Origin of the sequence: Methanofollis fontis, from assembly GCF_004297185.1 — an archaeon.
In the GTDB taxonomy this organism is placed as follows: domain Archaea; phylum Halobacteriota; class Methanomicrobia; order Methanomicrobiales; family Methanofollaceae; genus Methanofollis; species Methanofollis fontis.
In genome coordinates, this window is record NZ_PGCL01000003.1 from 387,069 (window position 1) to 410,228 (window position 23,160).

Consider the following 23,160-nt stretch of genomic DNA (forward strand, 5'->3'; position numbering starts at 1 on the left):
ATTTGCACATTCCAGATATAAATGTTGCTTTTTTAATTTATCCAGCCAAGACAAATTAATTACAAAATTAATAATATTTTTGGCGATACTGGAGAATTTGATCGGACATTGACGAAAACAGATTAAAAAATGGCAGGGGATGGGAGAGATCAGGCCGCACCAGCCGAATTTTCGGATGGTTCCGACCGTCTGGCCATCAGCGAGAGCACTGCCGGCATCACCAGTATCGCACCGATCAGCGAGAAGCCGACGGTGATCACTGTCACCGTCCCGAAGTTCTTGATGATATTGAATGTGGAGAGTGTCAGTGCCGAGAAACCAAAGACCGTCGTCATACCCGAGACGGTGATCGCCGTTCCAATATGCGACACACTCTGCCCGATGGCATCAAAGATGTCGGCCCCCCGCTCCAGTTCCTCATAGCACCGCTCCATGATCAGGATCGTGTACTCGGATGCCACACCGATGGTCATGGAACCCAGGGTGGCGGTGAGCGGAGTGTAGTCGATACCCAGGACGTACATGATCAGCCCGTTCCAGCCGACGATCATCATGATGGGGATGAGCGGCGATGCAGCCTTTCCAATCCGCCGGTACACCAGGAAGAGGAAGGCGAGAATGAGCCCGAACCCGAGGAGCGTCATCTGGGTCTTGCCCCTGGCAATCTGATCCATCAGATAGGTGAAGAGATCGACGTCACCGGTGGTATCCGCCACAATGCCCGGCGGCGGGGGATTCCAGAGGAGATCTCCCTGCACCTCATCGACAAGGCTCTTTTGCTGCTCCATCTCGAGATCGATCAGGGAGAACTGGAGCACCGCCTCCATATTCCCGGAGAGATACTGATCGCGGGTCTGGTCCGGTATTGATGCAAGCACCTCTCTGAGGGCCGCATCGCTTGCAGGCATGCTGCCGCCCGAATACTGGAGCACAACGGTGGCGATGCTCTCGACACCGGTCACCTTGTCATTATGGGTCATCTCGTACTCCCCGAAGTCATAAATCCATTGAATGGCGTCGAGGGAGGCCACATCGTCGCCGCGCACATAGACAGGCAGCGTCGAGGTCGAACCCATCGTCCGGGTCACCTTCTTGAGATCGACGACGGCAGGCATATCAGAGGGAACAAACGTCTGTTCATCGGTGGAAATGGGCACCTCGCTGTCCATCTGGATGCCGACGACGGCCACGAGGGCAAGCACGAGGAGAATGGGCACCGGGTTCCTTGCGATCTTCACCGCAAGACTGCCGAGGAACTGGTTGTAGGACTCGATCGCACCGGAAGACGATGCGGTCTCCTCCTTTTTCGGCCGGTACCGGATCAGCACCCCGAAGGTCGGGACGATGATCAGGGCGGAGAGGTAACACATCAGCACACCGATAACACAGACGACCCCGAAACCGACGATCATCGGAACGGGCGAGATCCACATCGCAATAAAGCCCATCGAGGTTGAGAGCATCGCATACAGCACCGACGGCCCTGCCTTTGTGACGGTCGTGAACACCGATTGCCGGATGTCGGAACGGCGCATCTCTTCCTCAAAGCGGGAGTGGAACTGGATGGCATAGTCAATACCGATGCCGATGAGCACCGGAAACGCACCGATCACCGTCATCGTGATAGGGATGCCGGTCAGCCCCATCATGCCAAAGGTGAGGATCAGGCCCATTGCAACGATGAACACCGGGAGCAGGCGGTACCTCACATGGGAGAAGAGGAGGCTGACGGCGAGGATCATCATGAGCATCGCCGCCCCGATGAGTACGCCCATCGACGATCCCATCTCCTGCTGCATCTGCTGGTTGAAGGCCGCATCACCGCTGACCGTCACCTCAACACCGGGTGGGGGGTCGGATATCGTCACGATGGAGTTGATCGATTCAAGGATGCTCTCGCGCTGCTCCGGTGTCGTGCCGGGGTCCAGCCTGACGATGCCGATCGTCATCATATTCGACGGCACATACCGCTCAAGGAGATCAGGCGGCACAGCCGCAAGGATCTGCTGAACCTCCCCGTACGAGGTCGGCATCAGGCCGCCGTTCACCGCCCGGATCTGGTCGGTGATGCTGGAGGTGGAGGCAACATAGCGTTCGTTTCCGATATCATCCTCCAGGCGGCCGAGATATGCGAGCACATCCGGGTTGAGGACATCGTCGGTCTCGACGATGAGCATGATGGCGTCCGAATTGAAGGTGTCTGAATATTTGTCATAGAGCATGCCCCGGGTTGTTGATTTGTCGAGGTAGGTGTCGGACCCCGTCTCCATGGTGACCATGCTCATCCCATAAAGACTGACGAGCAGCAGGGCGATGAAAATGGCGGCAACCGTGGCAGGGCGGGCGACGATCGCATCGGCGATCGCACGAAACGGCGAGTTCACTGCAGATCCTCCATACGTGGATCAGAGGTTGCGCGGCAGGCAGTATAAAAGAAGTGTTGCGACGACGACAACACAAGTCGGCCGGGCATGGCGAGCGAACCCCGCCATCAGGACGGATGCATGGGCCGGACCGCCCGGATCACAATGAGATGCACATCTTCGTCCGTCAACCCATCATCCATCGTCGGGGCTGCTTTCAGGCCCACCGGGATCTCGCATCTGTCGGACGTGAGGAGAGAGACCGTCGCATTACCTGACGCATGTTCGGGTATGATGGCAGCAAGGGATTGCCCTGCAAGATCTGCATGGCGCCAACCCGTCATTTCGGTCATCGCCTCGTTGACCGCAACGATCTGGCCAGAACCATCAGCAGCAATCACCGCATCCGGCATCAAACTCATCGCAGAGCGGAGGATACGCACCCCGATCTCGCGCTTCATCCGCATGCGGTGGCGACGGAGGGCAAGGGCGATATTTGCACAGAGCACCCGTTCGTTGAAGGGTTTTGTGAGGTAGCCGTACGAATGCGTATCCGTTGCACGTTCAAGGGTGACCTCGTCAGAAAAGGCCGAAAGAAACAGGATCGGGATGTCATGGATGGCCAGAATCCGCCGGGCGGCCTCAGTACCGTCCATCGGCCCCTTCAGGCGGATGTCCATCAGGATGAGGTCGGGCCAGGAGTCGTGAACGATACGGACGGCGTCGTTGCCGCGCCCGACCGGCCCCATCACCTCATATCCACAGCCCCGGAGCACCGCCTCCAGCTCCATCGCCACGATCGCCTCATCCTCAACAACCAGAATTCGTTCACCGGCCACGTTCATCCCTCCTCCATTTTCTGCTCCCATACCGCTCCGGCGGTATCGATCTGGCCAATACCCATCCGTTCGATGTCCAGACGCGAGACGGCGCAGATCACATCCTCAATGTACCTATCCAGTATGGCAGAGTTCGGCATTCCAACAGATGCATTTTCATCACTGAGCGATGAAAGTGTGTCTACCAGCCCTTCCAGAGATTGCGAACAGGAGACGACGGCATATTTCAGAGAGGCCTCGTAGCTCATGTCCTGGTAGACCGATACGACGGCTGTCACCTTCCCATCTTCAATCACCGGGCGGCGGGAAATTTGAAGATGGAACGGAACCCCCCGTCTCTCGACAGTGAGTCGGCGCACCCGCCCCTGACGGTTGGTGAAGACCTCCCCGTACTCCCCGGAGGTGCCGAAGACCTCGGGGGGATCATAACGATAGATCGGGGTTCCCGCCGAGGGGAGGGGGGCCCCGAACGCCCTGCAGAGCCCTTCAAACGAACGGTTCCATGAGGTCAGGGCATACTCCGGAGAGACAACAGAGATGGGAAGATCGATCCCCCGGATGATCGGGGTCGCCCCGGACTCCTTCACCTCTTTCACCTCCTCGACGAGTTTTTTTTCAGCCCGAGAAACCGGAGCAGGACGGGTCTTCTGCCTGATGCGATGTTTGTGGATCGCCATCTCGATGGCGGCATAGAGCTCCCGCTGCCTGAAGGGTTTGATCAGGTAGCCATAGGGCTGTGTCTGCATTGCCCGCTCAAGTGTTTTTTCGTCCGAATGTGCCGTGAGATAGATGACCGGTATGCAAAACCGGGCATAAATGCGTCCTGCCGCCTCAACACCATCCATATCGCCGTCAAGCCGGATATCCATCAGGATCAGGTCCGGACGCGTCTCCCCGGCCTTTTGAATCGCATCATGACCGGTACGCACCGACCCGGCCACGGTGTAGCCAAGGGATATGAGAGTATCTTCAAGGGCCATCGCCACGATCGCCTCATCCTCAACAACCAGAATTTTAGAACCCTTCATCGTTCATTCCCTCCCTTATCCATTGCCGGAAGCCGGATCACATAGGTCGTGCCGTCACACGACGAGACCGAGATCTCCCCCCCCAGTTGTTGTGTGACAAGACGGTAGACAAGCCTGAGGCCCAGGGACCGGGCAGACGATATATCAAACCCCCCGGGCAGACCCGGACCGTCATCGCCCACCTCAAGACGGATGCAGTTCGGCCGATCCCGGTGCATGGATATCCAGATCCTCCCCTCGTCACTGTCCAGAAAGGCGTGCTTTATGGAATTTGTCATGAGTTCATTGATGATCAGGCTGCACGGTATGGCAGTATCCAGATCCAGGCAGATATCCTCGATATCAAGCTCCAGATGGAGAGGGCATGTGTACATCTCCGCGGCCACAAGATTGTCCGCAAGTGTCCGGATATGCTCACGCATCCGGATCTCCCCAAGGTTGCCGGACTGATACAGGCTTTCATGGACCAGCGCCATGGTAATGATCCGGTTTTCACACTCCCTCAGGGAGGCCGCGGCCTCTTCCTGAACGATCTCCCTGATCTGAAGACGGATCATACCGGAGATGATCTGGAGGTTGTTCTTCACCCGGTGATGGATCTCGGTGAGAAGAATGGATTTTTCCTCAATTGAAGCCTCCAGATCGCGTTCATTCTGCTTTCTTGACGTGATGTCGGCAAAAGAGACGACATAACAGATCGGGACATCCGGAGCGTCCAGAACGCTTGAAACAGAGAGATCGATCGTGAACGCCCGACCGGCGGAGGAGAGTGCCGCCGCCTCGCCACTCCAGACGCCACCACGGCGGAGCTGCGGCAGGATCTCCTGTTCCCACTCCCCGTCCGGAATGAAGGGCTTCCCGAACAGCGCCCCCTGCAATTCCCGTTTATCACTGCAATCCCATGCCTGTGCCGCCGCTCCGTTGAGATAGGTGATCCTCCCGTCCGGGTCCAGGATCATGGACCCTATCAGCGAGGATTCCATTGCGCTCTCTTTAATACGGAGTTCCCGTTCGGCAGCGATCCGTTCTGATATATCTCTGATTATATTGAGGAGGACCGGCGTCCCCTTCATATCAAAACGATGGGCGCCAATCTCAACAGGCAGGGGGGAACCGTCTGACGTCCTGATGGATCCGGTGAACCGGCATCCCTGTTGTGCAAGGGAGGGGTCGTCCATATCCGGGTATTGCTCCCAGAAATTCCGGTCAATAATATCCTGGATCGATCTCTGACAGAGATCGGAGCGGGTACAACCGATTATCTCCAGCATCCGGGGGTTTGCATCGATTACCCTCCCCGGGCGTCCGTCGGGCTGGATCTGGTTGAGAACGATGGCGTCGTTGGCATTGTCAAAGAGCATCCGATATTTTTCCTCGCTCAGCCTGAGTTCGTTTTCAGCCTCCCTCTGTGCCGTGACATCGCGTTCAATCGAGGAAAAAGCGGTGACTCTCCCCACTGCATCCCTGAGAGGGGAAACCGTAACCGAGACGATGATCATCTGCCCGTCCTTTCTGATCCGCCCCGTCTCAAAGTGTTTCACCTGCTCACCGGCGTGGAGACGGGAGAAAATCTGATTGTGTTCATCGTTCTGCCCGGACGGGAGCAGAACAGACACCTGCTTCCCGATGATCTCTGCAGCAGCATAGCCATAGATCCGTTCGGCGGCACGGTTCCAGCTGCGAATGATTCCATCGCCGTTCATGACCAGAACAGCGTCGTCGGTCGATTCTACGATCGAGGCGAGGAGTTTATGATATTTTCTCGCCTTTTTCTCGGCGGTAACGTCATGAAAGACCACCGCATTCCCGACCTGACCCCCATCCACTCCTCGGAGGGGCGTGACCGTATAGGAGAGATCGAAATGATCACCGTTCCGGGAGACGAAGGTGACTATGCCCTTCATATCTGACCCCCCTTCTCCTGCCGGGATGACAGGCATAACATCAGACAGAACCCTGCCGTCGGCCTCGTCCTCTGACCATCCAGTGATATTTTGCGCCACGGCATTGATCAGGGTGATCCTGCTGTCGGTGTCGGTGATGATCATCCCGTCTGCCATGGAGTTGAGCGTCACCCTCATCCGTTCCTGTTCGCCGAAGAGCTCCCTGAACGCCCTCCTCTTGTCGACAAGGGTTCGGACGGTCCGGGCCAGTTCGGCATACTGCGGTACGGGCTCCCCCCCCTTCTGGAGATAGGCATCGGCACCGGAATTGAGGGCTTCGATCACGATCTCCTCCCGCCCCTTGCCGGTGAATATGATAAACGGGATGTCGGGTTCGCAGGACCGAACCGCCTTGAGAAATGAGATGCCGTCCATCTCAGCCATCAGATAATCGGAAACAACAGCGTCGTAATGGTTCGAAGATAACTGCTCAAGTGCATTATGGGGCGACTGAACCGTATCAACATGAAACGATCCCGATCGCCCCAGAAAGATTGAGCTGAGATCCAGAAATGCCGGTTCGTCATCGACCAGCAGGAGGCGTATCCCCTCGTCCCGGGTCATTGAACCTCTCCTGTTGCATCCGTCGTACCGAGACCTCCGGCAATAACCCCGGCACAACTGATGGTCCTGAAACAGCCCGGCGGGATCGTTATGACAAATCGCGCCCCGGCACCGGCCTCCCCATTTTCATAGATGCTGATCCCGGTTGCAGAAAGGATTTCAGAGGCGAGGAAAAGACCCATTCCAGCACCCTCACCATATCCACGCTTGAAGATCAGTTCCTTTTTCTCTGCAGGGATGCCCGTGCCGTCATCGGTGATGATAACGGAACAGACGGAACCCGAAACCGAGACTGCGCAGTCGATGCACCGTGCGCCCCTACCATGCTGAACAGAATTCATGAATATCTCTGTAAATGCCCTGTACAATAGCGGATCCGCAAAAATTTCCACATTTCCTCTCAATTCGTTGAGGTGTATCTCATCGAGTGAGAGAAAGGCCCGTATCCGCATGATAACCGCCTCAAGGCTCTGCCATACCGGATCGACAGACCCGATTGCGTAGAGTTCACCGGAGACGACGGTCTGACGATTGACCAGCAGACAGAGATCCCTCAGGCTCCTGAGATATTGCCCTCCCACCGCATCAGCGACGATCCGCTCCTCAAGAAGGTGGAGATACCCGAGCATGGCGGTAACCTGATTGAGAATATCATGCCGACTGATACCGGCAAGGATGGCATTTTTATGGTTTGCGGCCCTGAGCGCCCCCCTGATGGTCACCGATTCAGTCGAGTCCAGATGAATGCCGGTGATGCGAAGGGGTGTTCCGTCATCGGAACACTCTGTCACCCGTCCGGAGGACTGGATCCACCGCCATCCGCCGTCGCCATTCTTGAGCCTGTACTCGCATCTGATCTCGGGATGCCTCCCCTCCAGGTGATCCCTGATACCCTGTTCAACGACCTCACGGTCGTCCGGGTTGATCCGGCCCATCCATGCCGCAATCGGGATGGAGGCCTCTCCATCTCCCCAATCCTTCAGGGAGGTCAGGTCAGAGCCGAGTTCCATGGTGCCCGATATGGGGTCACAGTCCCATATTTCAACACCAGCACCCTCCACCGCCAGACTGAGACGTTCCTGGCTCAATTTCAGATCTTTTTCCGTCTCCCTGAGAGAAGTGATGTCAGTGCACTGGATCAATATCCGTTCGCCGGCAAGGGGGGCGGTTGAAACAAGGAGGTGTTTAATTTTCCCGCTCTGCTCCCCGACGGCGATCTCCCTGTTGATCGTCGAGAGAGTGTCATCGCCATCCATGCCGCCTCCCTCCTGCAGTGCAACGATGATCTCCCGCGTGAGGGAATCGGGGTCACCATCACGGATGGCGGCAAAAGGGCGGTTATACTCGAGAGGATACATACATCGCCGGTCGGCGATGCAGATGCCGCAGAGGGCGCGATCAAAGATCTCTCGATACCTGATATCGCTGTTCTCAAGCGTCAGGATATAAGAGGATATGACCGTGCCCGCCGAGGCAAAGACAACCCCCTGCATTATCAACGAGATATAGGAGGATATATCAGGGACCGGGATCAGGACGACTGCTAGGCACAGATAGACACAACCGATGATGCCCGAGAGCACCGTTGCATGCTCCGGGTAACGAACAGAAAGGAGGACAATGACGAGGAACAGGAGGTTTGCAATCAGCAGTGCCTGTTCAGAAGAGAAGAGATAGAGCATGACCTCGGCGATGATAAACGTCGCAACGGATGCCCCCAGGACACCGGTATTCCTCCACCACGACCGGATCATATCACTCTCCACCTTCCGCACTGTTATCGGCATTCCAGTTGATCGTATTGAAGCCCTGAGGGCCGACAGTTTTTTGCCGCACCGGATCTGAGGCAGCGCCATCTGCTCGCCCGAGCCCACAGGAAAATAATCAATACAATGAGTAAAACTTACTCAATAACATATATAGATTATTTTTTAATCGCCCGCATTTAGAGAATAATTACAATTTATTTCTGCCAGGTTCTAATTAAAACAAAATTTGGGGCCAAAATACACCCACATATCGATCAGGGGGAAATGCAGGAGAGATCACTCCCCCTGATCCCGGCGTTCAGAGAACCTTTTTGAGCACAAACAGGAGGGGTGCGGCGGGTCCGGCACAGGAGGTGGGCACCACCCTCACAAGGACACTCAGGATGCGGAAGGGCCCGACAATCATGATCACCATGGAGGCGATCGATACCACACACCGCAGCAGGAAGAGGAGAGCACCCACAATCCGCAAAAGACACATAGATCCTCCTCTCACCCGGAGGGTATATTCCATTCGTTTTGTGGATCAGGGCATCGCCACCCGATCATGACAGACACCCCGCCCATCCCCGCGTCTACCTGAAAAGGACGGGATCTGTGCAGAAGATCCCTGCTGGAACCACAAACGTGAATCAGTTTTATTCACAATGCGCCATATACGAGAAAAGGGTTGCATATGCTTGAACTGAAGTTCCTCCGCACACACCCCGAAATCGTCAGGGCCGACCTGACAAAGAGAGGGGATCTGGAAAAAATGAGATTGCTGGACGAACTGCTCGAAAACGACGTAAAAAGCAGGGAAATCCAGACGAATTTAAACCAGTTGCGCAACCGGCGCAATGTCATCGGGCGTGAGATCAATGCCGCACGCAAGGCAGGTGAGGACACCTCTGCCCTCCGCCAGGAGGCCGCCGACCTGCCGCGCCAGATCAAGGAGGGCGAGGCCGAACTCCAGGAGATACAGGCGGCCATAACGCATCACCAGATGCGAATCCCGAACATCCTCCACGAGAGCGTACCGGTCGGAAAAGACGACTCCGAGAATGTGGAGACAAAACGGTGGGGCGAAACAGTGGTCCCCGCCTTTGAACTGCAGAACCACGGGGCGCTCGCCGCAGAAAAGGGCTGGGCGGATTTTGAGCGTGCGACAAAGATCGCGGGTTCCGGGTTTTATACCCTGAAGGGGCGCCTCGCCCTGATGGACCTCGCCCTCCAGCGCTTTGCCCTCGACATCCTGATGGAGCGCGGATATACTCCGGTGATGCCGCCCTATATGATGAACAGATCGGCGTACGAGGGAGTGACCGACCTTGCAGACTTTGAGAACGTGATGTACAAGATCGACGGCGAGGACGAGTACCTCATCGCCACCAGCGAGCACCCGATGGCGGCGATGTACCTCGACGAGATCTTCGAGGAGAAGGACCTGCCCCTGAAGATGGCCGGAATCAGCCCCTGCTTCAGGCGCGAGATCGGCGCCCACGGCATCGACACGAAGGGGCTCTTCCGCGTCCACCAGTTCAACAAGATCGAGCAGTTCGTCTTCTGCAGACCCGAGGATTCGTGGGATCTGCTCGACGAACTGCTGGACAATGCCGAGGAGGTCTTCAAAAGGCTCGGTCTTCCCTACCATGTCGTCTCGATCTGCACCGGCGATATCGGGACCGTCGCCGCCAAAAAATATGATATCGAGGTCTGGATGCCCAGGGAGGAGACATACCGCGAGGTGGTCTCGTGCTCGAACTGCACCTCATACCAGGCGGTCAGGCTGAACATCAGGGTGCGCGACCCCCATGAGTTCGAAACCAAGCGGTTTGTGCACACCCTCAACAGCACGGCCGTCGCCACGACACGGACCCTCAGGGCGATCCTCGAGAACTATCAGCTCGAGGACGGGACGGTGGAGATACCCGCAGCGCTCAGGCCCTATATGAACGGGGCGGAGACACTCTGACCATCCAGACAGATCCTCATCCCATCTTTTTTCCAGGACGGTTTTTTCCGGTCTGACCCGCGGGACAGAGACGGACACTCACTCCCGCACCTTTAGACTTTATTCAGGGCGCATGGGGAAGAGACAACTACACAAACAAAATATTCCAGAAGCACGAATAAAAATCATGGATCACACGAATCCAGACAGCAGAAAACGTCACAGAAGAAGGTTTACGAGTGGGCCCGGTGCGACTCGAACGCACGACCTCCCGGTTATCAGCCGGGTGCACCACCGACTATGCTACGGGCCCTGCTGGTGCCTGTAAATGTTGTATCCTCTTTGATTTAAAGGTTCCGCCAGGAGAGGGGTCTGGCTCTGGCCCCGGGACAACATCCTTAAAGAAGGCGCCGGAGCAATACCAATGGGACGGTTCGATATGGTGAAACAATATCTCCTTGGCAATGAAGCCATCGCACATGCCTGCTGTGAGGCAGGCATCGATTGTGCGACCGGATATCCAGGAACGCCCTCATCCGAGGTGATCGACACCCTTCGGGCACAGAAAGACCGGGATTTCTATATCGAGTGGTCTGTGAACGAGAAGGTGGCGTTCGAGAACGCCCTTGCCGCATCATGGTGCGGACAGCGCTCTCTCGTGACGATGAAGCATGTGGGCCTCAACGTGGCCGCCGATCCCCTGATGACGAGCGCCTATACGGGCGTGAAGGGCGGGTTCGTGATCCTCTCGGCAGACGATCCCTTCGCCCACTCCTCACAGAACGAGCAGGACACCCGGCGCTACGCCCATTTCGCCAAGATCCCCTGCATGAACCCCTCCTCTGTTCAGGAGGCGCATGACATGATGAAGGACGCCTTCAGCCTCTCCGAGCAGACCGGTCTGCCGGTGATCTTCCGGCCCACCACACGCATCTGCCACTCGAAGGGGGATGTCGAACTCGGGAAGATCGCAGACGACCACCGCATCGGCGCCTTTGAAAAGGATCCCCGACAGTATGTGGTCATCCCGGCCCACACCCGCGTCCTCCACAGGATCCTGAATGAAAAGCAGCCCATGGTCAGGAAGGCCGTGATGGACCTCGGCTACAACACCGCCGAGGTGCGGGGCGAAATGGCCGTTGTTGCAAGCGGCATCGCCGCCGCCTATGCCACTGAGGTGCTCCCCCCCGATGTCTCCCTGATGAAGATCGGCTGTTTCCCGATCGATTCCGAGTGGATGGAGGAGTTTGTTCAGCAGCACCGTCTCGTGCTGGTGCTCGAGGAAGGGGCGCCGATTGTCGAGGAGCGACTCCGCCAGCTCTCCTGCGGGGTGGAAGTCCACGGCCAGATGAATGGTGCCGTCCCGAAGGAAGGGGAACTCTCCCCCGCCGCCGCTGCAGAGGCGATGGTGCGGGCCAAAATCCTCTCCTCCTCCCCCTTCAGCGCCCCCGCCCCGGCCGAAGGTCTCCCGCCGAGACCGCCGATCCTCTGTGCGGGATGCGCTCACCGGGCAATGTTCTATGCCATCAAACGGGTCTTCCCTGACGGCATCTTCCCCTCGGACATCGGGTGCTACACCCTCGGCCTCCAGCTCGGCACGGTGGACACCACCATCTGCATGGGGGCGTCGGTGACCGTGGGAAGCGGCATCGCCCACTCGGGCGAAAAGCGTCCGGTCGTCGCCACAATCGGGGACTCCACCTTCCTTCACACCGGCGTCCAGGGCCTCCTGAACGCCGTCTATAATGACGCCGATATGACGCTGGTCGTCCTCGACAACCGGATCACGGCGATGACCGGTCACCAGCCCAACCCCTGCACCGGAAAGACGGCGATGGGCGAACCGAGCGTCCCGATATCCCTTGAAGCGCTCTGCCGGGCCTGTGGCGCCTCTTTTGTCGAGACGGTCGATCCCTACGACCTCCAGGGCACGATGGAGACATTGAAGACCGCCCGGGACCGTAGCGGGACAAAGGTGATCATCGCAAAACAGGCCTGCGTCATCACCTCCCGCCGGTCCGGGGTCAGGCGCGGCCGCTATGTCGTGGACGCCGATCTCTGCACCGCCTGCGGCGCCTGCCTGCGCTTCGGGTGCCCGGCGATCGGCAAGGACGGGGACGAAAAGGCAGAGATCAACGACCTCTGCAGTGGGTGCGGGGTCTGCGCGGCCATCTGCCCTGCCGGCGCCATAAGGAAGGAGGGACGCAAATGAGTGACAGTTATGACGTACTGATTGTCGGGATCGGCGGTCAGGGAACGATCCTCGCCTCGAACATCCTCGGCAACGCATGTCTTGCCGGAGAGATGCCGGTGCGGGGCGTGGAGACCCACGGCATGGCCCAGCGAGGCGGATCGGTCGAGAGTCATGTCAGGATCGGCGGGCGCCATGGCCCCCTGATCCCGGCAGGCGGTGCCGACCTGATGATCGCCCTCGACCTGCTGGAGGCGGTCCGCTACCGCCATTACCTCAAACCCGACGGGCAGATCATCGTGAACGACCGGACCGTTGTCCCCACATCGGTCTTCACCGCCAGACTCCAGATGCCGTCAAGAGAGGACCTCATCGCCGCCCTCGACGGTTACAGGATCACCGTGATCGATGCCGAGGCACTCGCCGCCGAGGCGGGAAACCCGATTGTCGGGAATGTGGTAATGCTCGGCGCCGCCTCCCGCCACCTCCCGCTCGGCGAACAATTGCTCAGGGATGCGGTGGCGCGCTCGGTCCCGAAGAAGACGCAGGAGCTGAACCTGAAGGCCTTCGACCTCGGGCGGGCGGCTGCAGCCTTCGAATAATCCGGGACCTCCGATACGGAACGGCAGTGGGAGATATCGCATGAAGGCGGATTCCGGCATCATCCTGAAGATCGTCTCTGCATGGCCTGCAGAGGAGATCGTCGCCCTCTACCGGGCAGGCGGGTGGTGGCGGGATGAGTGGACGCCCGAAGGAATTGCACCCCTCATCAGCGGCAGTTTCTGCTTTGTCGTGGCCGTGGACGGCGATCAGGCCGTCGGGATGGGGCGGGCGATCTCCGACGGCTGCTCTGACGCCTACCTGCAGGACATCGTTGTCCTCCCCGAATATCGGGGTTCCGGGATCGGCGGCGCCATACTCCGTGCGCTCGTCGAACACTGCCGGGAATCCGGACTGTCCTGGATCGGGCTCATCGCCCAGCCCGGGACGGTGACGTTTTATGAACGCAGTGGCTTTTCCGTCATGGAAGGGCACATACCAATGCTTTTTGGAGAAGCAGATGCTGAAAATAGATGATTTTTCGCCGGTCACCCTTGAAGATCGCGATTTTTTTCTGGACCTCTTTGCACAATACCCCCAGCAGCATTCTGATATGAGTTTCACGACGATGATGTGCTGGAACCACTATGCACACTACGAGTGGGCGGAGACAGACGGCGGTGTTGTGATCATGAGCACCATCGAAAACAACAGGACCTTCAGGGGACCGATCGGGCCCCGCAGCCCCGACGCACTCGAGGAAGTACTCGATCTCGCCGCCAGGGAGGGGTGCGACGCCCCCTACTATGTCTTCGATGAGGCCACCCTGGCATGGATTCGCTCCCTCTATCCGGGACTCAGGTTCGTCTCCGACAGGGACTTCGCCGATTATGTCTACCTCGCCTCAGAACTCGAGGAACTGCCGGGAAAACACTTCCTGACCATCAGAAAACACCTCAACCGCTTCAGGCGCGAATGCGATCCTGCAGTTGAGGCGATGGACAATGGCAACCTCGGCGAGGTCAGGGAGTTTCTCGAGAAATGGTGCGAGTGGCGGCATTGCGACGAATCGCCGGTGCTGGCCCGGGAGAAGGAGGCCGTCATCTACGCCATGAACCATTTCGAGGACCTCAACCTTTCCGGCCTCCTTATCCGTGCAGGGGAAACGATCAGGGGGATCAGCATCTATGACGCCCTCAATACCGACACCGCCCTTGTGCATTTTGAGAAGGGCCTGCCCGACTGCGAAGGGGTCTATAAGGCCGTCAATCAGGAAGCGGCCCACCGCCTTTCTGCACAATATATCTATATCAACCGTGAATCAGATGTGGGCGTGCCCGGTCTGCGTGAGGCCAAACTCCGCTACCACCCCCACCATATGGCAAAAGTATATATTGCAAAAAAAGATGAACTGCTGAACCGACAGAGAGGGAGGAAACAAAATGGCTGAAAATACAAAAGAGAAGATTCTCATAGCCTATGCAAGCAGATATGGCTCAACACAGGAGATCGCGGAATCGATGGCCCGCATTCTTGAGGAGCAGGGCTTCGCAATCGACTGCATGAATGTCATGGACGTCCGGGACATCGGCCCGTATGCAGCAGTTGTCGCAGGCAGCCCGATATATATGGGGAAATGGCTCGTTGAGGCCGTCGATTTTATCAAACTTTTCAGAAACGATCTGAAGATCCGTCCACTCGCCATATTTGCGGTCGGTTACTCGATGAAGGAGGAGAGCGATGTGATCAGAAAATCGGCCAGGGCATCGATGAGCGAGGTCACGATGTATGTTCAGCCACAGGCCGAAGGCTTATTTGCCGGAAAATTCGATCCTGACACCATGTCTCAGGCCGACCTCCAGATTATGAAGATGGCCGGGGCGGTGCCCGGGGATGCACGGGACTGGACGATGATCGGGAACTGGACACGGGCATTGCCGTCGATCCTCTTCACCCTCGAACCAGAGGATTAGGCCAGCAGCGGAACTCTCTTTTCATATTTTTAGACGACCGATGCTATCCGGTGGTGACCGCCCCCCTATCCCAGAGCATTTTTTCGTATTTTCAGGAGGCGGGTGCGGAGAACCACAGGCGGAGTATCACCGCACATAACAGGGTGCCCCCGAATCCGACCAGCCCTCCGAGATAAAACACCCATTCGATGGAGACGAGGTCCATGATCAGACCGCCGACAATGGGGGCGATGATCATCCCGGCAGACATCGCCGTGTTGTAGGCCCCCATCGCCGTACCCATGCCATGCTCCCTGCCGGCGACCACGACCATCGCCATGATCGCCGGTTGCTGGAGAGCGCTGCCGATGCCGATCAGGGCCGAGAGGGCCAGAAGCACCAGAAATGATGCAGAAAACGGCAGGGCCACCAGTGCCGCCGACGACACCGCCGAACCGATGACAATGAGCAGGATTTTCTCCCGCCGATCGGCAATATCGCCAAAAGGCGTCTGGAGAAGGGCGATCAGAAATATATTCACGGTGAGCAGGATCCCGGTCTCCGACGGGGTGATCTCATGGATGGGGCCGTAAAGCGGCAGAAACACCATCAGTCCACCCCGGCCGATGGCGTTGAAGAGGGTGAATGCGAGCAGGCCGGCGACGACAGGAATGCCGAGAAGGGATCGGATTGACCCCCGCCCGGTTCCAGACGGTTCTGCCTGAGAAACCGATTTTTCCGGGAGAAAGAGCAGGATGATCACAAAGGCGAATGCCGTGAGCACCGCCATCACGATAAAGGCCGAACTGAAACCGAAGGTGTCGTTGAGCACCCCGCCAATGAAGGGGCCCGACCCCATCCCGAGAAAGAGGGAGACCTGGAAACGGCCCATCAGCCCGCCCTCCCTGCCGTCCTGCGCCATCTCCCCCACATAGGCCATGGCGATCGGGACGACCATGGCAGAGGCGGCGCCATGGAGGAGTCGGACAACCGTGAGGCTCAGAACATCGCCTGCGGTGATGTAGCCGAACGAAAGGATGGTGTAGGCGAGGAGACCGGCAGCGATGAACTTTTTTCTGCCGTGCCGGTCGGAGAGACTTCCGACAATCGGCATGAACACCGCCCGCGAGAAGGCGAAGGCGGAGAAGATCACCCCCACCCAGAGACCGGTCGCCCCGAGATTTCCGGCATAGATCGGCAGGAGCGGGGCGACGATCCCGAGACCGAGCATCGCCGCAAACACCGAGACGAAGAGGATGAGAAAGAGCTGCCTGTTTGTGTCCATGACTACCCCCGATTCGATCTGCTGATGCGGATCAGCGGGGACGACCGGAAAAAGGAGCTGAAACGAGCATCCTGAGAGGGATCAGAAATCAAACAGGGTCGTCCTGGTAGGGTCCACATCATGCCAGCTCCAGCCGAGCGCCTCGATGATCCGTTCGATCGGCTGCCGGATCGTCTTTTCAAGCATCGTTTCCCAGTCCACCACGAATTCAGGGGGCACCTGATCGGCATACTCGAAGGCGATCACATCGGTCTGCGGATATTTTGCCGAGACATGACTGATATACACCCTTTTTGGCTTGCTGCCCCGTTTGAAATCGGTGCCGAGATGGGTGTTGGCATAGATCGCCCCCCTGATATGGGCGTCCTTTGTCTCATACTCCTCAAGCGCCTTGCCGATCCCGCCCGGAATCCCGGCCTCGTCGAGCGAGTAGCCGCCCCGCCGGTAGGTCCGGATCACCCCGCCGAGGTATGACTTCACCTCGGATAGACCCGCACCCTTCAGGATCAGCTCCATCACGTGCTGCTGCACCTCGCGCGTGATCTGCGGCGAGTCGCTCCGCCGCATCTCAAAGCCCACGATATCGATCGTGTCGGCGCTCACCCCCTCCTTCCAGACAAGGTGACCGGCATAGCGCTTTTTCCGTCCGGCCTGGAAAAAGCGTTCATAGACCTTCTCGAACTTGATGGAGAAGTAGTGGCGATCGGCGTTCAGCACCCGCTTTGAAAACTCTGAATAGCTCCCATTCAGGCGTTCCTCGATGGAGCGGGCGATCCGGATCGTCTCCTCCAGGTCGCCCTTCGGGAGCTCCACCATGCAGGAGTCGGTGTCGCCATAGATCACCGCGTACCCCATGGCGGTGATCACCTCACGCGTGTGCCCGATGATCGCCCTCCCAACCGAGGTGACGGCGGCGCCGATCTCCCGGTCATAGAGGCGGAACCGCGAATAGCCGGAGACACCGTAATAGGTGTTCATGATCACCTTGATCACGCCCTGCTGCAGGTCGAGCAGGGTATAGGCGTCCGATCCATAGGGGTGGGCGTTGCGCCGCCGTTTCAGGTCGTCCCGCTCCTCCATCAGTTCGGCGATGATGCTCCGCGTCAGCCCGTCCGGGCTCTTCCTGAAGCGTATCCCGTTTGGCGCCCGGAGTTCCCCCTGCGGGTCCTTTGTCTCGGGCGAGGCGTTGATAGTCATCATCGCCATCGGGTAGAGGGACTTGAGGTCGAGCACCACCACATTCTCCTTCAGCCCCAGGGTCGGTTCAAAGACCGTCGCACCCTCGAACTCGTCAGCGACCACATTCCCCTTCGAGGGGAGCACAAAACGGCCGTGCGCCTTTCTGAGGATGTAGATGTCGATGACGTTCGAGGAGTTCAGGGTCCGGTCGAGGGGGACACCCACATAGCGGGCGATCATCCGGTAGAAATCAACAATACTGTTCTTCTCGTTGATCCGCACGCAGAGCTCGACGTCGGTGGTGTTGTACTCCACAAGCCGGACAGGGTCATCGTGCCAGAGGTCGCTGATTGTCCCGGTATATCGGACCTTCCGCTCCCCGATCTCCTCTTCGGCGATGGCGTCGAGCCTGTAGGACTCCTTCTGACTCGGCTGAAGTTTCTTGTAGGCGGTCAGGAGGTCAAAGAGCGCCCTGCCGCGCACCGCCGCCCGTTCTGTCATGCCGGGGAGGCGGGAGAGGTCGGACGGCACAAGCCCGAGCGTCTCCATCCGCTGTGTGATATAGGGAAAATCGAAATCGGTAAAGTTCCAGCCGGAGAGGATATCCGGATCTTTTTCCCGGATATAGGCCACAAACGCCCGCAGCATCGCCTCCTCGCTCTCATAGGTGCAGACGACATGTCCGTCCTTCCCCTTCCAGAGGCAGCCGTTCTGTTCCGTCCAGCGTTCTGAGAAATCCGGTGCGGTGCCGGACGAACACAGCAGGAAGGTGGTATAGGACGCCTCGAAGGAGTCCCAGCAGGTGATGCAGATGATGGCGTCCCGTCCGGGTTCGGGGAACCCCCGGATGTCCTCGCACTCGATATCGATGAAACACAGCCTCGCCGGTGCATCGACGTCCTCCGTCACCACCGCGGTATAATCCGAGATCTCAGAGGGGACCGAAACGCCGCCGGTGAGACCGGCATCGATCATATAGCGCGTCGCAAACGGGATGTCCGCCTCGAAGTGACGGGAAAACAGGTTCCTGATGTCGCGGACATCGGTCGGCCTGCTAACATAGAGGCGGCGGAGGTCCTCGCCCTTTATCGAACGGTAGGAGGCGTCATCAATACCGGTGACCTGGGAGGGGAGCCGCTTTCGCTCTGTCTCCTCTGCCGGCACATAGAGATAGGGGCGAAAGCCCGTCACCTGCAGGTGCACCGCCCCTCCGTCGGGCCGCCGCCCGAAGATATGGATCACCGGACCTGTCCCGGTGACCGAGTATTCCACCTGGTTGATCCCGATCCTGATCCCCTCGGGTTCGGCCGGTATGAGCGTCGCCTGAGAATCAGACATCCAGATCCCTGCAGATTTCCTGGAGGAACATCGCCGCTTCATCGAGTTTCCGGCGCTCCCATGCGTCCAGGTCCCATTCGACGATTCGGGTGATCCCCTCCTTTCCGATCATGGCCGGAAGACCAATGGAAAGCCCGGAATAACCATACTCGCCATCGACGATGCACGAACAGGGGATCACCTCGCTGCTCCTCCTGCCGAGCACCGCCTCGATCAACCTGACCACATGTGCTGCAGGACCAAAGACGGTTCCCCCCTTGCCGCGGATCACCTCCATGCTTGCCCCCTGCAGGAAACGCAGGATCTCTTCCCGCTGCCCCTCCGGCACCGGCGTATCCAGCCTTGAGAAGACCGGCACCTGATGCTCGCCGTGCTCACCGAGCACCGTCGCCGTGCCGCCGATACCCTCCGCGGCAATCCTGCAGCCGAACCGTGCGCTGTCCAGCTGCCCGCCAAAGCCGATGCAGCGTGAAGGTTCGAGATCAAGGCATCGGTGCAGGTAGTAGTTGTTCATGTCCATCGGGTTGGTGATGGTGATCAGGACCCCCCCGAAGGACGGGAGATGTCTGCAGCAGTCGTCTAGCACCGGGATGTTTGCACTCAGAAGGTCTGCCCTCGTCTTTGTATCCGGAGAGCGGGGCCGTCCGGCGGCGAACACACATACGTCCGCATCCCGCATCAGGAGGGGATCGGTCTCCACGGTCACATCATAGGCGGCATGGGAGAGATCGAGCACCTGCGCGCGTTCGAGGGGCTTGACGGCGTCACACACAACAATCTCGTCGAATAGCCCCAGCGCAGCAGATAGGAAGGCCACTTCACCGCCGACCCGTCCGGTGCCGATCACTGCGAGGCTGGTCATATGATCCTTCTATGGGTATGCTAATAATAAATAACCACAATCTCTTTTGGATGATAACCCTTCAGCCTGGCGAGATTACCGTGGGCGGGGTGGACCTGCGCAACCACCTGATCCTGGCTGCCGGAGTGCTCGGGACGACCGGGGCATCGCTGAAGAGGATACTGAAACTCGGTGCAGGGGGTGTGGTCACCAAGTCCATCGGACCCGAACCGGCGTCCGGCCACCACGGCCCCTGCCTGATCAGGACCGACTGCGGCGTCCTGAATGCGATGGGGCTTCCAAACCCCTCACAGGAGTTCACCGGGGAGATCGAATCCCTCAAGGACGAACCCGTGATCGTGAGTATCTTCGGCAAGGATCCCGACGAGTTCAGGGAGGTGGCCGGCTGGTTTGCCGGACACGCCCGCGGCTTTGAACTGAACGTCAGCTGCCCCCATGCCGCCGGCTACGGGGCGGCGATCGGCACCGATCCCGAGACCGTTCTCGAGTGCACCCGGGCCGTGGCCACCCATGGTGTGCCGGTCTGGGTGAAACTCACTCCGAATGTCACCGATATCACCACCATCGGTCGTGCCGCCGAACAGGGCGGGGCGAGCGCCATTGTGGCGGTCAACACGGTCCGGGGAATGCGGATCTCCACGGAAATGCGCCGACCGGTGCTCGGAAACAGGAGCGGCGGCCTTTCAGGACGAGCCATCTTTCCGATCGCCGTCAAGGCGGTCTGGGATCTCTATGAGACCTGCCAGATCCCGATCATCGGCTGCGGAGGGGTATCGAGTGCGAACGATGTGATCGAGATGATGATGGCCGGTGCACAGGCGGTAGAGATCGGGACGGCGGTGATGGACGACATCCGCGTCTTCGACCAGATCAGACGGAAACTCTATACAAAGGACGGAACACCGGCAGAGGAGATCGTGGGGGTGGCCCATGGCTGAACTCCCCATGATGCCGGTCCCGGTGACGATCAAGGCGATTGTCCCGGAAACGCCCTCGATCCGGACATTCTATTTCGACCCCGGCATACCCTCCTCGCCCGGTCAGTTCGTGATGGTCTGGGTGCCGGAATACGACGAGATCCCGATGGCCCTTTCGTCTGAGCATTCGATAACCGTTCAGGAAGTCGGCGATGCAACGGCGGCACTGTTCAGACTGAATGTCGGGGACCGCCTTGGTATGCGGGGTCCGCTCGGCAACGGCTTTACGGTGAGCGGAAAGACCCTCGCCATCGGCGGCGGCGTCGGTGTCGCACCCCTCCTGAACCTCACCACGGCCGGTAAGGTCAGCACCTTCCTGCTGGGCGCCCGCACACGGGATGAGATTCTGTTTGCGCCGGTGATCGCCTCGTCCTGCAACCTCCACATTGCAACGGACGACGGGACCGAGGGGCACCACGGATTTGTGACCGACCTGATGGACGGGATCGACCTCGACGAGTTCGATCACATCTGTGTCTGCGGCCCGGAGATCATGATGGTGAAGGTTCTCGAACGGTTGAAGAGGGCCGGTATCGCCGATCGAGGCCAGTTTTCCCTCCACCGCTATATGAAGTGCGGGCTTGGCATCTGCGGGTCCTGCTCGATGGACCCCCATGGTCTCAGGGTCTGCCGCGACGGTCCGATCTTCACCGGCGACGATATCCTGGAGTCGGAGTTCGGCAAATACACGCGGGATGCGACGGGAAGGAAGGTCTATTTCCCCTCGGCCCGCCCGGAGGGGGAGATAAAAGAGGAAAAAACGGAGACTTGAAGGATACCTCTTCTTAACCCGCTATTTTTCTGGGGATCCACCTCCTCATATCAGCCCCTGGATCTTAGAGAGGAGAGTCGGTGTTCGCGACCTCTTTATGGATGACCCCCTCCATCTCCATGCGGAAGCGCTCAAGATCATGGATATGATTGATGTTTGTGAAGGTGAGCAGGTCGGGGTCAATTGACCTGAACGACTCCACCGGCAGAAAAACGGCATCAAGACTGTCGACCATGGAGCGGAGGGAGAGGGATTCATGCTCCCGAAGATATTCCTGCAGTGCGGAGCGCCGATAGACCGCATGGAGGGGCTCGTACATCTCTCCGTCCCAGCGGGGTATGACGGCATCCCGTTCACCGAGTGTACTGAAAAGCACCTCAATCACATCTCCGTTGATACAGGGCATATCACAGGCGACGACAAACAGCAGATCGCCGTGCGCGGCAAGGCACCCGGCATGGAGTCCCCCGATGGGGCCAAGACCCTTTCTCAGATCAGGGATGCACCGCACATATGAATAGGGGGCGAAACGGTTGCACTGCTCTTCGTCTCGGGCGACGATGACGATCTCGTCGACCACCCCTCGGAGGGTCTCGAGCAATCGGTCGATGAAGGTGCGGCCGCAGACTTCAAAAAAATATTTCTCCATTCCTCCGGCCCGACGCGCCTCACCGCCGACAAGCACAATCCCCGTCCGCATACCTATGTCTCCGAGAGCGACTCGCGGAAGTGCACGAGCCGCGTAATGCAGTCGTTGTAGGGTGCGGGGATCCCGCGTTTCTTCGCCCTCTCAGCGATCGCCCCGTTCATGAAATCGATCTCGGTGGGATTTCCCCGCCTGATATCCTGGAGCATCGACGCATGGTGACCCGCAGTATCGGGCACCTGGACGTCGTGGAGATGGGCAAGATATTCGGTGGCATTCGACCAGGGCAGACAGACACCTTCCGCGGCCATGACCTCGAACGCCTCGTGCACCACACCGCTGATCACGCCCCATACCGACGGATGGAGCAGGGATCCATACGGCACATTCATGAGCGCACCGAGGGGGTTTAAGGCCGAATTATACAGGGTCTTCGCCCAGATGTCGCCCCGGACATGGGCACTCGCCTCAACCGGTATGCCCGCGGCCGTGATGAGGGCGGCAAGATCCTCCACCGGCGCATCCAGCCCGTCGGGGAACCGCCCGAGTTTCATCGGACCGCCGACGACCGAGACATGGACGCTGGCATCGCCCTTCCACTCAAAACCGGTGATGATCGTCGACCCGATGACCCGATCGGTGTATTCGGAGATTATTTCCTCGTTTCCAAGCCCGTTCTGAAGGCTGATCGTCTCGGTGCCGCGGATCACACCGGCAAACTGCTCACAGAGAGAACGGGTGGCCAGCGACTTTGCCGTAATGAAGATGTAATCAAAGTGCTCCCCTGCCGGAACGTCCTCAGATGCCGGAAAGCGGAAGGTCCCCTCGCCCCAGAGACCGGTGAGCCGAAATCCCCTCTCTGCAATCGCATCGGCGTGGCGCTTCCTGCAGACCGCACGGACATCACATACTCCGGACAGACGTGCCGCAAGCGAGAGTCCGACAGCCCCCGCACCGAGTATCAGCACTTTCATCGCTC

At 58.6% G+C, this 23,160-nt stretch carries 19 protein-coding genes and 1 tRNA gene; 8 read left to right on the forward strand and 12 right to left on the reverse strand.

Annotation, left to right across the window (positions count from 1 at the left end):
• Positions 1–149: 149 nt before the first annotated feature.
• The 6 genes from CUJ86_RS08805 to CUJ86_RS08830 all read right to left on the reverse strand — a co-directional run bounded on the left by CUJ86_RS08805 (position 150) and on the right by CUJ86_RS08830 (position 8,987).
• Positions 150–2,384: an efflux RND transporter permease subunit gene (locus CUJ86_RS08805; protein ID WP_130647194.1), complete on the reverse strand. Its 2,235-nt coding sequence runs from the start codon at positions 2,382–2,384 to the stop codon at positions 150–152.
• Positions 2,385–2,491: 107 nt separating this feature from the next.
• Positions 2,492–3,202: a response regulator gene (locus CUJ86_RS08810; RefSeq protein WP_165394845.1), complete on the reverse strand. Its 711-nt coding sequence runs from the start codon at positions 3,200–3,202 to the stop codon at positions 2,492–2,494.
• Positions 3,203–3,204: 2 nt separating this feature from the next.
• Positions 3,205–4,230, reverse strand: a complete 1,026-nt coding sequence (locus CUJ86_RS08815; RefSeq protein ID WP_130647196.1) for a response regulator — start codon at positions 4,228–4,230, stop codon at positions 3,205–3,207.
• Positions 4,227–6,737 carry a response regulator gene (locus tag CUJ86_RS08820; protein WP_130647197.1) on the reverse strand — a complete coding sequence of 837 codons (2,511 nt, stop codon included), beginning with the start codon at positions 6,735–6,737 and terminating at the stop codon, positions 4,227–4,229. The genes CUJ86_RS08815 and CUJ86_RS08820 overlap by 4 nt, the downstream gene beginning before the upstream one ends.
• Complete coding sequence (locus tag CUJ86_RS08825; RefSeq protein WP_165394846.1) at positions 6,734–8,491, reverse strand: sensor histidine kinase; 1,758 nt, start codon at positions 8,489–8,491, stop codon at positions 6,734–6,736. The genes CUJ86_RS08820 and CUJ86_RS08825 overlap by 4 nt, the downstream gene beginning before the upstream one ends.
• 313 nt (positions 8,492–8,804) lie before the next feature.
• Positions 8,805–8,987 carry a hypothetical protein gene (locus CUJ86_RS08830; protein ID WP_130647199.1) on the reverse strand — a complete coding sequence of 61 codons (183 nt, stop codon included), beginning with the start codon at positions 8,985–8,987 and terminating at the stop codon, positions 8,805–8,807.
• 195 nt (positions 8,988–9,182) lie between these two features.
• Here CUJ86_RS08830 and serS point away from each other — a divergent pair, with 195 nt between their 5' ends.
• Positions 9,183–10,460 (forward strand): serine--tRNA ligase, encoded by a 1,278-nt coding sequence (gene serS / locus CUJ86_RS08835; RefSeq protein WP_130647200.1) that lies wholly within the window; start codon positions 9,183–9,185, stop codon positions 10,458–10,460.
• A 219-nt stretch (positions 10,461–10,679) separates the two neighbouring features.
• On the opposite strand, the gene CUJ86_RS08840 is transcribed toward serS, so the two are convergent.
• A tRNA-Ile gene (locus CUJ86_RS08840) sits at positions 10,680–10,752 on the reverse strand.
• 126 nt (positions 10,753–10,878) lie between these two features.
• Here CUJ86_RS08840 and iorA point away from each other — a divergent pair.
• The 5 genes from iorA to CUJ86_RS08865 are packed head-to-tail and all read left to right on the forward strand — an operon-like array spanning position 10,879 to position 15,143.
• Complete coding sequence (iorA, locus tag CUJ86_RS08845) at positions 10,879–12,651, forward strand: indolepyruvate ferredoxin oxidoreductase subunit alpha (protein WP_130647367.1); 1,773 nt, start codon at positions 10,879–10,881, stop codon at positions 12,649–12,651.
• Entirely contained in the window at positions 12,648–13,232 is a 585-nt protein-coding gene (locus CUJ86_RS08850) for an indolepyruvate oxidoreductase subunit beta (protein WP_130647201.1), read from the forward strand. Before iorA ends, CUJ86_RS08850 begins: the two co-directional genes overlap by 4 nt.
• A 40-nt stretch (positions 13,233–13,272) precedes the next feature.
• Positions 13,273–13,707 (forward strand): GNAT family N-acetyltransferase, encoded by a 435-nt coding sequence (locus CUJ86_RS08855; protein WP_130647202.1) that lies wholly within the window; start codon positions 13,273–13,275, stop codon positions 13,705–13,707.
• The gene (locus CUJ86_RS08860; RefSeq protein WP_130647203.1) at positions 13,691–14,620 is read left to right on the forward strand and encodes a DUF2156 domain-containing protein; all 930 of its coding nucleotides are present in this window, start codon (positions 13,691–13,693) and stop codon (positions 14,618–14,620) included. The genes CUJ86_RS08855 and CUJ86_RS08860 overlap by 17 nt, the downstream gene beginning before the upstream one ends.
• Entirely contained in the window at positions 14,613–15,143 is a 531-nt protein-coding gene (locus CUJ86_RS08865; RefSeq protein WP_130647204.1) for a flavodoxin domain-containing protein, read from the forward strand. Before CUJ86_RS08860 ends, CUJ86_RS08865 begins: the two co-directional genes overlap by 8 nt.
• A 91-nt stretch (positions 15,144–15,234) precedes the next feature.
• Here CUJ86_RS08865 and CUJ86_RS08870 read toward each other — a convergent pair whose 3' ends face one another.
• From CUJ86_RS08870 to CUJ86_RS08880, 3 genes are all read right to left on the reverse strand, one after another.
• Positions 15,235–16,407, reverse strand: coding sequence for an MFS transporter (locus CUJ86_RS08870; RefSeq protein ID WP_130647205.1), 1,173 nt, complete (start codon positions 16,405–16,407; stop codon positions 15,235–15,237).
• Positions 16,408–16,488: 81 nt separating this feature from the next.
• Positions 16,489–18,924 (reverse strand): DNA-directed DNA polymerase, encoded by a 2,436-nt coding sequence (locus tag CUJ86_RS08875; RefSeq protein WP_130647206.1) that lies wholly within the window; start codon positions 18,922–18,924, stop codon positions 16,489–16,491.
• A complete protein-coding gene (locus CUJ86_RS08880; RefSeq protein WP_130647207.1) occupies positions 18,917–19,786 on the reverse strand; it encodes a malate dehydrogenase in 870 nt (289 codons plus the stop codon). Before CUJ86_RS08880 ends, CUJ86_RS08875 begins: the two co-directional genes overlap by 8 nt.
• A gap of 50 nt (positions 19,787–19,836) precedes the next feature.
• Between CUJ86_RS08880 and CUJ86_RS08885 the strand changes: the two genes are divergently transcribed.
• The gene (locus CUJ86_RS08885; RefSeq protein WP_130647208.1) at positions 19,837–20,724 is read left to right on the forward strand and encodes a dihydroorotate dehydrogenase; all 888 of its coding nucleotides are present in this window, start codon (positions 19,837–19,839) and stop codon (positions 20,722–20,724) included.
• Positions 20,717–21,535: a dihydroorotate dehydrogenase electron transfer subunit gene (locus CUJ86_RS08890; protein WP_130647209.1), complete on the forward strand. Its 819-nt coding sequence runs from the start codon at positions 20,717–20,719 to the stop codon at positions 21,533–21,535. Before CUJ86_RS08885 ends, CUJ86_RS08890 begins: the two co-directional genes overlap by 8 nt.
• A gap of 64 nt (positions 21,536–21,599) precedes the next feature.
• On the opposite strand, the gene mobA is transcribed toward CUJ86_RS08890, so the two are convergent.
• Both mobA and CUJ86_RS08900 read right to left on the reverse strand, forming a co-directional pair.
• A complete protein-coding gene (gene mobA / locus CUJ86_RS08895; RefSeq protein ID WP_130647210.1) occupies positions 21,600–22,235 on the reverse strand; it encodes a molybdenum cofactor guanylyltransferase in 636 nt (211 codons plus the stop codon).
• A 2-nt stretch (positions 22,236–22,237) separates the two neighbouring features.
• The gene (locus tag CUJ86_RS08900) at positions 22,238–23,155 is read right to left on the reverse strand and encodes a ketopantoate reductase family protein (RefSeq protein WP_130647211.1); all 918 of its coding nucleotides are present in this window, start codon (positions 23,153–23,155) and stop codon (positions 22,238–22,240) included.
• Positions 23,156–23,160: the final 5 nt, after the last annotated feature.

Bases quoted from the DNA above. Each gene is read 5' to 3' on its own strand.
- CUJ86_RS08815 (WP_130647196.1), bottom strand. From the start codon at position 4,230: ATGAAGGGTTCTAAAATTCTGGTTGTTGAGGATGAGGCGATCGTGGCG.
- CUJ86_RS08820 (WP_130647197.1), bottom strand. From the start codon at position 6,737: ATGACCCGGGACGAGGGGATACGCCTCCTGCTGGTCGATGACGAACCG.
- CUJ86_RS08825 (WP_165394846.1), bottom strand. From the start codon at position 8,491: ATGATCCGGTCGTGGTGGAGGAATACCGGTGTCCTGGGGGCATCCGTT.
- CUJ86_RS08830 (WP_130647199.1), bottom strand. From the start codon at position 8,987: ATGTGTCTTTTGCGGATTGTGGGTGCTCTCCTCTTCCTGCTGCGGTGT.
- serS (WP_130647200.1), top strand. From the start codon at position 9,183: ATGCTTGAACTGAAGTTCCTCCGCACACACCCCGAAATCGTCAGGGCC.
- iorA (WP_130647367.1), top strand. From the start codon at position 10,879: ATGGTGAAACAATATCTCCTTGGCAATGAAGCCATCGCACATGCCTGC.
- CUJ86_RS08850 (WP_130647201.1), top strand. From the start codon at position 12,648: ATGAGTGACAGTTATGACGTACTGATTGTCGGGATCGGCGGTCAGGGA.
- CUJ86_RS08855 (WP_130647202.1), top strand. From the start codon at position 13,273: ATGAAGGCGGATTCCGGCATCATCCTGAAGATCGTCTCTGCATGGCCT.
- CUJ86_RS08860 (WP_130647203.1), top strand. From the start codon at position 13,691: ATGCTGAAAATAGATGATTTTTCGCCGGTCACCCTTGAAGATCGCGAT.
- CUJ86_RS08865 (WP_130647204.1), top strand. From the start codon at position 14,613: ATGGCTGAAAATACAAAAGAGAAGATTCTCATAGCCTATGCAAGCAGA.
- CUJ86_RS08870 (WP_130647205.1), bottom strand. From the start codon at position 16,407: ATGGACACAAACAGGCAGCTCTTTCTCATCCTCTTCGTCTCGGTGTTT.
- CUJ86_RS08875 (WP_130647206.1), bottom strand. From the start codon at position 18,924: ATGTCTGATTCTCAGGCGACGCTCATACCGGCCGAACCCGAGGGGATC.
- CUJ86_RS08880 (WP_130647207.1), bottom strand. From the start codon at position 19,786: ATGACCAGCCTCGCAGTGATCGGCACCGGACGGGTCGGCGGTGAAGTG.
- CUJ86_RS08885 (WP_130647208.1), top strand. From the start codon at position 19,837: ATGATAACCCTTCAGCCTGGCGAGATTACCGTGGGCGGGGTGGACCTG.
- CUJ86_RS08890 (WP_130647209.1), top strand. From the start codon at position 20,717: ATGGCTGAACTCCCCATGATGCCGGTCCCGGTGACGATCAAGGCGATT.
- mobA (WP_130647210.1), bottom strand. From the start codon at position 22,235: ATGCGGACGGGGATTGTGCTTGTCGGCGGTGAGGCGCGTCGGGCCGGA.
- CUJ86_RS08900 (WP_130647211.1), bottom strand. From the start codon at position 23,155: ATGAAAGTGCTGATACTCGGTGCGGGGGCTGTCGGACTCTCGCTTGCG.